Genomic DNA, 9349 nt, shown 5'->3' on the forward strand with positions numbered 1-9349 from the left:
AAGGAATTGCACCATGGCATACAGTGAAAAGGTCATCGACCACTACGAAAACCCGCGCAACGTCGGCAAGATGAATGCCGAGGATCCGGACGTCGGTACCGGCATGGTCGGCGCGCCGGCCTGCGGTGACGTCATGCGTCTGCAGATCAAGGTCAACGAGCAGGGCGTCATCGAAGACGCCAAGTTCAAGACCTACGGTTGCGGTTCGGCCATCGCCTCCAGCTCCCTGGCGACCGAATGGATGAAGGGCAAGACCCTCGACGAAGCCGAAACCATCAAGAACACGCAGTTGGCTGAAGAGCTGGCGCTGCCCCCGGTCAAGATTCACTGCTCGGTCCTCGCCGAAGATGCCATCAAGGCAGCGGTGCGCGACTACAAGCAGAAGAAAGGCCTGGTCTGAGCTGCCTGTAGTAGCAGACAACCGATGTTGAGGTAAGGAGTTCCGATGGCTATCAGCATGACAGAAGCCGCCGCCAACCATATCCGCCGCTCGCTCGACGGGCGCGGCAAGGGTGAAGGCATTCGCCTTGGCGTGCGCACCACCGGCTGCTCGGGCCTGGCTTACGTGCTCGAGTTCGTCGATGACGTGGCGGGTGAAGATCAGGTGTTCGAGAACTACGGCGTGAAGGTCATCATCGACCCCAAGAGCCTGGTGTACCTCGATGGCACCGAGCTGGACTTCGTCAAGGAAGGGTTGAATGAAGGCTTCAAGTTCAACAACCCCAACGTGCGCGGTGAATGTGGCTGCGGCGAAAGCTTCAACATCTGAGGCCTGACGTGGGTAATCTCTGCCATTACGCGCTGTTCGACCTGCAGCCTGCTTTCCGCTTGGACCTCGACAAGCTGGCCGTTCGCTACCGCGAGCTGGCCCGCGAGGTGCATCCTGACCGTTTCGCCGACGCTTCCGAGCGCGAGCGGCGTGTCGCGCTGGAAAAGTCGGCCGCGCTCAACGACGCCTATCAGACGCTGCGCAATCCGCCGCGTCGCGCGCGCTATCTGCTGGCCATCGGTGGCCATGAAGTGCCCCAGGAAGTCACGGTCCACGACCCTGAATTCCTGTTGCAGCAGATGGAGTTGCGTGAAGAGCTCGAAGACCTGCAGGACGAAGGCGATCTGGACGGCGTTGGCGTGTTCAAGCGCCGGCTGAAGCTTGCCCAGGAGGCGCTCAACGACGCGTTCGAGCAGTGCTGGGACGTGCCGGCCGAGCGCGAGCAGGCCGAGCGGCTGATGCGCCGCATGCAGTTCCTCGACAAGCTCTCCCAAGAAGTGCGCCAGCTCGAAGAGCGCCTCGACGATTAACCCGGCGTTACCCGTGATGACGCCTAAGGTATTCAGATAAGCATGGCCCTATTGCAGATCGCCGAACCCGGTCAGAGCCCTCAGCCGCACCAGCGTCGCCTGGCGGTGGGCATCGACCTCGGCACCACCAATTCCCTCGTGGCTGCTGTACGCAGTGGCCGTAGCGAACCGCTGCCCGATGCCGAGGGCAACCTCATCCTGCCGTCGGCGGTGCGCTACCTCGATGATCGCACCGACGTCGGCCTGAGCGCCCGCGATGCGGCGCCGACGGACCCCTTCAACAGCATCCTGTCGGTCAAGCGCCTGATGGGTCGCGGCCTCTCCGACGTCAAGCAACTGGGTGAGCAGTTGCCTTACCGCTTTGTCGGCGGCGAGTCGCACATGCCCTTCATCGACACGGTGCAGGGTCCGAAAAGCCCGGTGCAGGTGTCGGCAGACATTCTCAAGGTCCTGCGTCAACGCGCCGAAGAGAGCCTGGGCGGTGAGCTGGTGGGCGCGGTCATCACGGTGCCGGCCTACTTTGACGATGCCCAGCGCCAGGCCACCAAGGATGCTGCGCGGCTGGCCGGCCTGAACGTGTTGCGCCTGCTCAACGAGCCGACTGCAGCTGCAGTGGCCTATGGTCTGGATCAGAACGCCGAAGGCGTGGTGGCCATCTATGACCTGGGCGGCGGCACCTTCGATATTTCCATCCTTCGCCTCACTGCCGGTGTCTTCGAAGTGCTCGCCACAGGCGGTGATACGGCGCTGGGCGGTGATGATTTCGACCATGCCATCGCCGGCTGGATCATTGCCCAGGCAGGCCTGTCGGCCGACCTCGATCCGGCTACCCAGCGCCTGCTGCTGCAAACGGCGCGTACCGCCAAGGAAGCCCTGACCGATCAGGACAGCGTGCGCGTGGTCCACGGTGAGTGGTCGGGCGAGCTGACCCGTCGCGTGTTCGAAGGGTTGATCGAGCCAATGATTGCCACCAGCCTCAAAGCCTGCCGCCGCGCCGTGCGCGACAGCGGCGTGGAGCTCGAAGAGGTGGAGGCAGTGGTCATGGTGGGGGGGTCGACCCGCGTGCCGCGCGTGCGCGAGGCGGTGGGCGCCTTGTTCAACCGTGAGCCACTGACGTCGATCGATCCGGACCAGGTGGTGGCCATTGGTGCTGCGGTGCAGGCCGATACGTTGGCCGGCAACCGCCGTGAGGGCGGCGAACTGTTGCTGCTCGATGTCATCCCGCTGTCGCTGGGGCTGGAAACCATGGGTGGTCTGCTGGAAAAGGTGATTCCACGCAACACCACCATCCCCGTGGCCCGCGCCCAGGAGTTCACCACCTATAAAGACGGCCAGTCGGCCATGATGATCCATGTGCTGCAGGGCGAGCGCGAGCTGATCAGCGACTGCCGTTCGCTGGCCCGCTTTGAACTGCGTGGCATTCCAGCGATGGTGGCGGGTGCTGCGAAGATCCGTGTCACGTTCCAGGTCGATGCCGATGGGCTGCTCGATGTGGCGGCGCGTGAGCTGGGCTCGGGCGTGGAAGCCAGTATTCAGGTCAAGCCATCGTACGGGCTGACCGACGGCGAAATCGCCCGCATGCTCACCGACTCGTTCGAGCACGCAGGCTCGGACCGCAATGCTCGGCAGTTGCGCGAGCATCAGGTCGATGCAGAGCGGCTGCTCGAAGCGGTACAAGGCGCGTTGGACGCCGATGGCGAGCGCCTGCTCAGCGCTGAAGAGCGTGACGCCATTCAATTCCAGATGCAGAACCTACGTGATTTGCTCGCCGGCACCGATGGCCCTGCCATCGAGCAACAGACCAAGCGTCTGTCGCAGGTGACCGATGCATTTGCCGCCCGTCGCCTTGATTCGACGGTCAAAGCCGCACTGGCCGGGCGCAACCTGAATGAGATCGAGGAGTAACCGATGCCGCTGGTGAAATTCCTGCCGCATGAGAAGTTCTGCCCGCAAGGGCTGACCGTGGAGGTCGCACCCGGCACCAATATCCTGGAGCTGGCCCACGAGCACCACATCGAAATGGAAAGCGCCTGCGGCGGCGTCAAGGCATGTACCACCTGCCACTGTGTGGTTCGCCAGGGTTTCGACTCCCTGGATGAAGCCGATGAGCTGGAAGAGGACATGCTCGACAAGGCCTGGGGCCTGGAAGCGCAGTCGCGCCTGGGTTGCCAGGTGGTCGTCGGTGATGACGACCTGACCATCGAAATTCCCAAATATTCGCTCAACCACGCTGCCGAAGCGCCGCATTGAGGATCAACGCATGAGTCTGAAATGGGTTGATGTACTTGAGATCGCCATCCAGCTTGCAGAAAGCAAGCCGGAAGTCGATCCTCGTTACCTGAATTTCGTCAACCTGAGCCGTTGGGTGCAGGAATTGCCCGATTTCAGCGACGACCCCGCGCGCGGCGGCGAGAAAGTCCTGGAGGCCATCCAGGCGGCCTGGATCGAAGAACTCGACTGAGCGACACCAGCAGGTTAGGCAATGCCCTCGAACCCGCGTATAATTCGCGGGTTTAATTTTTCGCAACACTCAATATTCTGGAGTTTTCCATGGCTGTTCAACGTACTTTCTCGATCATCAAGCCTGACGCCGTCGCTAAAAACGTCATCGGCAAAATCACCTCGCGCTTCGAAGAAGCCGGCCTGCGCATCGTCGCTTCGAAAGTCAAGCAACTGTCCAAAGCCGAAGCCGAAGGCTTCTACGCCGAGCACAGCGAGCGCGGCTTCTTCGGTGACCTGGTTGCCTTCATGACCTCCGGCCCTGTCGTCGTTCAGGTTCTGGAAGGCGAGAACGCCATTGCCAAGAACCGTGAGCTGATGGGCGCTACCAACCCTAAAGAAGCCGCTGCCGGCACCATCCGTGCCGACTTCGCCGAGTCCATCGATGCCAACGCCGTACACGGTTCGGACTCCGAAGCCGCTGCTGCTCGCGAAATCGCTTACTTCTTCGCTGCTACCGAGGTAACCACTCGCTAAGCGAAAGCTTACGAGTGAAGGTGAATCCATGACGACATCTGTTGGCAAAATCAACTTGCTGGGTCTGACCCAGCAGGAAATGGAACAGTTCTTCGATTCGATCGGAGAGAAGCGCTTCCGCGCCGGTCAGGTGATGAAATGGATTCACCACTTTGGCGTCGACGACTTCGCCGCCATGACGAACGTCGGCAAGGCCTTGCGTGAAAAGCTCGAGGCCGTTGCCGAAATTCGGCCACCGGAAGTGGTCAGTGAAGACATTTCCACAGACGGCACCCGCAAGTGGGTGATCCGCGTTGCCTCCGGCAGCTGCGTCGAAACCGTCTACATTCCCACCGACGACCGCGGTACGTTGTGCGTATCGTCGCAAGCCGGTTGCGCCCTGGACTGCAGCTTCTGCTCCACGGGCAAACAAGGCTTCAACAGCAACCTCACCGCCGCCGAAGTCATCGGTCAGGTGTGGCTTGCGAACAAATCCTTCGGCACCATTCCCGCCAAAGTCGACCGCGCGATTACCAACGTCGTGATGATGGGCATGGGCGAGCCGTTGCTCAATTTCGACAATGTCATCGCCGCCATGAAGATCATGATGGACGATCTGGGCTATGGCATTTCCAAGCGCCGCGTCACCCTGTCTACCTCGGGTGTCGTGCCGATGATCGACGAACTGGCCAAGCACATCGACGTGTCCCTGGCCCTGTCGCTGCACGCGCCGAACGATGCGTTGCGCAACCAGCTGGTTCCGATCAACAAGAAGTATCCGTTGAAGGTGCTGCTCGAATCCTGCATGGGTTACATGGCCACCTTGGGCGGCAAGCGCGTGCTGACCATCGAGTACACCCTGCTCAAGGACGTGAACGACCAGCCGCAGCATGCCAACGAGATGATCGAGCTGCTGCGCGACGTGCCGTGCAAGATCAACCTGATCCCGTTCAACCCGTTCCCGCACTCGGGTTACGAGCGGCCCAGCAACAACGCCATCCGCCGCTTCCAGGACCTGCTGCACCACGCCGGTTACAACGTCACCACCCGCACCACTCGCGGCGAAGACATCGATGCGGCCTGCGGGCAACTGGTCGGCCAGGTCATGGACCGCACCCGGCGCAGTGAGCGTTACATCGCCGTGCGTCAGATCGCCAACGATGCCGAGCTGCCAGATAGCGCTGCGCGTCACTGACCGGAATCCGCTCATGAGCCTGCGCGCCGTGTTGTCGATCTTCGCCTTTGCGCTGCTCGCCGGCTGCGTGTCGAGCGGCGCGAGCGACCCTCTCACCACCCGTGAGGGGCGTGCGCAGGCCGTGCAGGCGTATGTGCAGCTGGGCCTGGGCTATCTTCAGCAAGGGCTGACCGAAGAGGCCAAGGCGCCGTTGGGTCGGGCCTTGGCCATTGACAGCAGCAATGCCGATGCGCAGGCCGCATTGGCATTGGTGTTTCAGGCCCAGGGCGAACCTGCGCTGGCGGATGAGCATTTTGATGCAGCCCTGCAGCAGCGACCCGCCGACACGCGCATTCGCAATAACTACGGCGCCTTCCTCTACGCCCAGGGTGATTTTCCTCGGGCTGAACAGATGTTTCGCCAAGCAGCCGGCGATACCCTGTATCCTCAGCGGTCACGGGTCTACGAGAACCTTGGCCTGACGGCCCTCAGGCAAGGTGACCGCGATCAGGCGCATCTCCATCTGAAAAAGGCGCTGCAACTCAATCCGCGCCAGCCCAATGCGTTGTTGGAAATGGCTGAGTTGTCCTACGAAAACAGGCATTATGTGCCGGCCCGCGATTACTATCATCGTTTCAGCCAACTGAGCGATCACGATGCCCGCAGCCTGCTGCTGGGTACGCGTCTTGCCCGACTCTTCCCGGAAGAGGTCGATGCAGCGCAGCTGGGCCAGCAACTTCAACGCCTTTATCCGGGTACGCCGGAATATCAGCAATACCTGTCGGAGCAATGATGAACGCCGCGTATCCCGAATCAGCATCAGCGACCCACCAGAATCCCGGGGAAACCTTGCGCCAGGCGCGCGAGCACCGCGGCTGGTCGCAGACCGAGGTCGCCCGCAGACTCAACCTTACGATCTCGTCGCTGAACAACCTTGAAACCGGTGCTTTCGACAAGCTGCCGGGGCACACTTTCGCCCGCGGCTACATTCGCGCCTATGCCAAGTTGATGGACCTGGACCAGGCCCCCCTGGTCGCGGCCTTCGATCAGGTCACCGGTTCCAACGCCAAAGGCAGCGACGTTCATTCGCTGGGGCGTATCGAAGAACCACGGCGCTTGTCGCAGAACATCCTGCGTGGCGTCAGCCTGCTGGTGCTGGTGGCCGTAGTCGGCGGCGGTTTCGTCTGGTGGCAGGATCAGGGCAGCCTGCGCGGCAAGGACCTGACCAAGATGGCGCTGGAGCACGTCGAGGTCGAAAGCGCCGACGGCACCACGCAGATCCATCCGCTCGACGAGCCTGAAGATCAGGCGGTCTCGGCTGCGCAGCAGCCCGAGTCGACCGCGCTTGCGTTGCAGCCGCCTGCCGAACAAGGTGCCACCGAACAGACCGCGCCAGCGGCCTCGACCCCTCAGCCGTCTGTCGCTGCACCGGCCGCTGCCGTGCCCTCACCATCAGCCAGCACTGCTGCCAGCGCCTCTGCCCCAGTTGGCCAGGAAACCGCTGCCGCGCCTGCCGGCACCGGCAAGGTTGCAATCACCTTCGTCGCAGACTGCTGGGCCCAGGTCACCGACGGCAACGGCAAAGTGCTCACCAGTTCCGTCAAGCGCAAGGGCGATACCCTCGAACTGAGCGGCAAGCCGCCCTTCGCCGTGCGCCTGGGCTTCGCCCGCGGCGCGCAGGTCAGCTACAACGGTCAGGCCGTCAACCTGGCACCGTTCACCAGTGGCGAGACTGCTCGCCTCAAGTTGGGGCAGTAAGCAATGCACGGCGAATCTCCGATCAAACGTCGCGAATCCCGGAAAATCTGGGTCGGCAATGTAGCGGTAGGTGGCGATGCGCCCATTGCCGTGCAGAGCATGACCAACACCGACACCAATGATGTAGCCGCCACCGTCGCTCAGATCCAGCGCCTGGTCGATGCGGGGGTGGACATCGTGCGCGTCTCGGTGCCGGACATGGACGCTGCCGAGGCGTTCGGCCGCATCAAGCAGCTGGTCAGCGTACCGCTGGTGGCCGACATTCATTTCGATTACCGCATTGCATTGCGCGTGGCGGAGCTGGGCGTCGACTGCCTGCGTATCAACCCGGGCAATATCGGTCGCGAAGACCGCGTGCGCGCCGTGGTCGATGCGGCGCGTGATCGCGGTATCCCGATCCGCATCGGCGTCAACGCCGGTTCGCTGGAAAAAGATCTGCAGAAGAAGTACGGCGAGCCCACGCCTGCTGCGTTGGTCGAATCGGCATTGCGCCACGTCGAGCACCTCGATCGCCTCGATTTCCAGGATTTCAAGGTCAGCGTCAAGGCCTCGGACGTGTTCATGGCAGTCGATGCCTACCGGCAACTGGCCAAGCAGATCGTCCAGCCGTTGCACCTGGGTATCACCGAAGCCGGTGGCTTGCGTTCAGGAACAGTGAAATCTGCCGTAGGCCTCGGTATGCTGCTGGCCGAAGGCATCGGCGACACCATCCGCATTTCCCTGGCGGCTGATCCGGTCGAGGAAGTGAAGGTCGGTTACGACATCCTCAAGTCCCTGCGCTTGCGTTCACGTGGCATCAACTTCATCGCCTGCCCGAGCTGCTCGCGGCAGAACTTCGATGTGGTCAAGACCATGAACGAGCTGGAAGGGCGCCTGGAAGACCTGCTGGTGCCAATGGACGTGGCCGTGATCGGTTGCGTGGTCAACGGTCCGGGCGAGGCCAAGGAGGCGCATGTCGGCCTTACCGGCGGCACGCCGAACCTGGTGTACATCGACGGCAAACCGTCGCAGAAGCTGAACAATGACAACCTGGTCGAGGAGCTGGAGAGGCTCATCCGCCAGAAAGCGGCCGAAAAAGCCGACGCCGACGCGGCACTGATCGCCCGTGGCTGAGAAACAGATTCGTAAGGACTTTCCGTGAGCAAATCGCTGCAAGCCATTCGTGGCATGAACGACATCCTGCCTGACCAGTCGCCGTTGTGGCGCTACTTCGAAGGCACCGTGGCCCGCTTGCTGGACGGCTATGGCTATAGCCAGATCCGTACGCCCATCGTCGAGTTCACCGAGCTGTTCAAGCGCTCGATCGGCGAAGTGACGGACATCGTCGAAAAAGAGATGTACACCTTCGAAGACCGCAACGGTGACTCGTTGACCTTGCGCCCCGAAGGCACCGCAGCGTGCGTGCGTGCCGTGCTCGAACATGGCATCACCGGCAATGGCCAAGTGCAGAAGCTCTGGTACACCGGCCAGATGTTCCGCCATGAACGCCCGCAGAAAGGCCGCTACCGGCAGTTCCATCAGATCGGCGTGGAGGTGTTCAACCTCGACGGCCCTGACGTGGATGCCGAACTGATCATGCTCAGCTGGCGTCTGTGGGGGCAACTGGGTATCCGCGATGCGGTCACCCTCGAGCTGAACAGCCTGGGTACCAGCGAAGCCCGCGCCCGTTACCGCGATGCGCTGGTCGATTTCCTCTCGGCACGTCTGGAACAGCTCGATGAAGACAGCCAGCGCCGCCTGAAGAGCAACCCGTTACGGGTGCTCGACAGCAAGGATGCAGGCACGCAGGCGGTGCTCACCGACGCGCCGAAGCTCGAAGACTATCTGGACGAGGAATCACGCATTCACTTCGAGGGCCTCAAGGCCCGGCTCGAAGCGGCCGGGATTCCCTTCGTGATCAATACCAAGCTGGTGCGTGGCCTGGACTACTACAGCAAGACCGTCTTCGAATGGGTCACCGACAAGCTCGGCGCTCAGGGTACGGTGTGCGCCGGTGGCCGATACGATGGTCTGGTCGAGCAGATGGGCGGCAAGCCGACGCCTGGCGTGGGTTTCGCCATGGGTATCGAGCGCTTGATCCTGCTGCTGCAGACGCTGGACAAGGTGCCCGCCGCCATCAGCCGCCAGATCGACGTCTACCTGTGCGCGTTCGGCGAGCCGGCC

12 protein-coding genes are annotated in these 9349 nt (G+C 62.2%); all 12 read left to right on the forward strand.

Features of this window, described 5'->3' with window-relative positions; all coding sequences use genetic code 11:
* Nucleotides 1-13: 13 nt before the first annotated feature.
* On the forward strand, nt 14-400 hold the full coding sequence (gene iscU / locus RT028_RS11090; protein ID WP_296263032.1) for a Fe-S cluster assembly scaffold IscU: 387 nt from the start codon (nt 14-16) through the stop codon (nt 398-400).
* Between the two features lie 45 nt (nt 401-445).
* Nucleotides 446-769 (forward strand): iron-sulfur cluster assembly protein IscA, encoded by a 324-nt coding sequence (gene iscA / locus RT028_RS11095; RefSeq protein ID WP_312934864.1) that lies wholly within the window; start codon nt 446-448, stop codon nt 767-769.
* Nucleotides 770-777: 8 nt separating this feature from the next.
* Nucleotides 778-1299: a co-chaperone HscB gene (hscB, locus tag RT028_RS11100; RefSeq protein WP_312934865.1), complete on the forward strand. Its 522-nt coding sequence runs from the start codon at nt 778-780 to the stop codon at nt 1297-1299.
* Nucleotides 1300-1341: 42 nt separating this feature from the next.
* On the forward strand, nt 1342-3204 hold the full coding sequence (hscA, locus tag RT028_RS11105) for a Fe-S protein assembly chaperone HscA (protein WP_312934866.1): 1863 nt from the start codon (nt 1342-1344) through the stop codon (nt 3202-3204).
* Nucleotides 3205-3207: 3 nt separating this feature from the next.
* The gene (gene fdx, locus RT028_RS11110) at nt 3208-3549 is read left to right on the forward strand and encodes an ISC system 2Fe-2S type ferredoxin (RefSeq protein WP_312934867.1); all 342 of its coding nucleotides are present in this window, start codon (nt 3208-3210) and stop codon (nt 3547-3549) included.
* Nucleotides 3550-3559: 10 nt separating this feature from the next.
* Nucleotides 3560-3760: a Fe-S cluster assembly protein IscX gene (gene iscX / locus RT028_RS11115; RefSeq protein ID WP_312934869.1), complete on the forward strand. Its 201-nt coding sequence runs from the start codon at nt 3560-3562 to the stop codon at nt 3758-3760.
* 89 nt (nt 3761-3849) lie between these two features.
* Nucleotides 3850-4275 (forward strand): nucleoside-diphosphate kinase, encoded by a 426-nt coding sequence (gene ndk / locus RT028_RS11120; RefSeq protein ID WP_312934870.1) that lies wholly within the window; start codon nt 3850-3852, stop codon nt 4273-4275.
* 28 nt (nt 4276-4303) lie between these two features.
* The gene (rlmN, locus tag RT028_RS11125) at nt 4304-5449 is read left to right on the forward strand and encodes a 23S rRNA (adenine(2503)-C(2))-methyltransferase RlmN (protein ID WP_312934872.1); all 1146 of its coding nucleotides are present in this window, start codon (nt 4304-4306) and stop codon (nt 5447-5449) included.
* Between the two features lie 13 nt (nt 5450-5462).
* Nucleotides 5463-6221: a type IV pilus biogenesis/stability protein PilW gene (gene pilW / locus RT028_RS11130; RefSeq protein WP_312934874.1), complete on the forward strand. Its 759-nt coding sequence runs from the start codon at nt 5463-5465 to the stop codon at nt 6219-6221.
* The gene (locus RT028_RS11135; protein ID WP_312934876.1) at nt 6221-7186 is read left to right on the forward strand and encodes a helix-turn-helix domain-containing protein; all 966 of its coding nucleotides are present in this window, start codon (nt 6221-6223) and stop codon (nt 7184-7186) included. Before pilW ends, RT028_RS11135 begins: the two co-directional genes overlap by 1 nt.
* 3 nt (nt 7187-7189) lie before the next feature.
* On the forward strand, nt 7190-8299 hold the full coding sequence (ispG, locus tag RT028_RS11140; protein ID WP_312934877.1) for a flavodoxin-dependent (E)-4-hydroxy-3-methylbut-2-enyl-diphosphate synthase: 1110 nt from the start codon (nt 7190-7192) through the stop codon (nt 8297-8299).
* Between the two features lie 24 nt (nt 8300-8323).
* The coding region (gene hisS / locus RT028_RS11145; protein ID WP_312934878.1) for a histidine--tRNA ligase at nt 8324-9349 on the forward strand (1026 nt) is incomplete at its 3' end.

Source organism: Pseudomonas sp., from assembly GCF_032058845.1.
In the GTDB taxonomy this organism is placed as follows: Bacteria; Pseudomonadota; Gammaproteobacteria; order Pseudomonadales; family Pseudomonadaceae; genus Aquipseudomonas.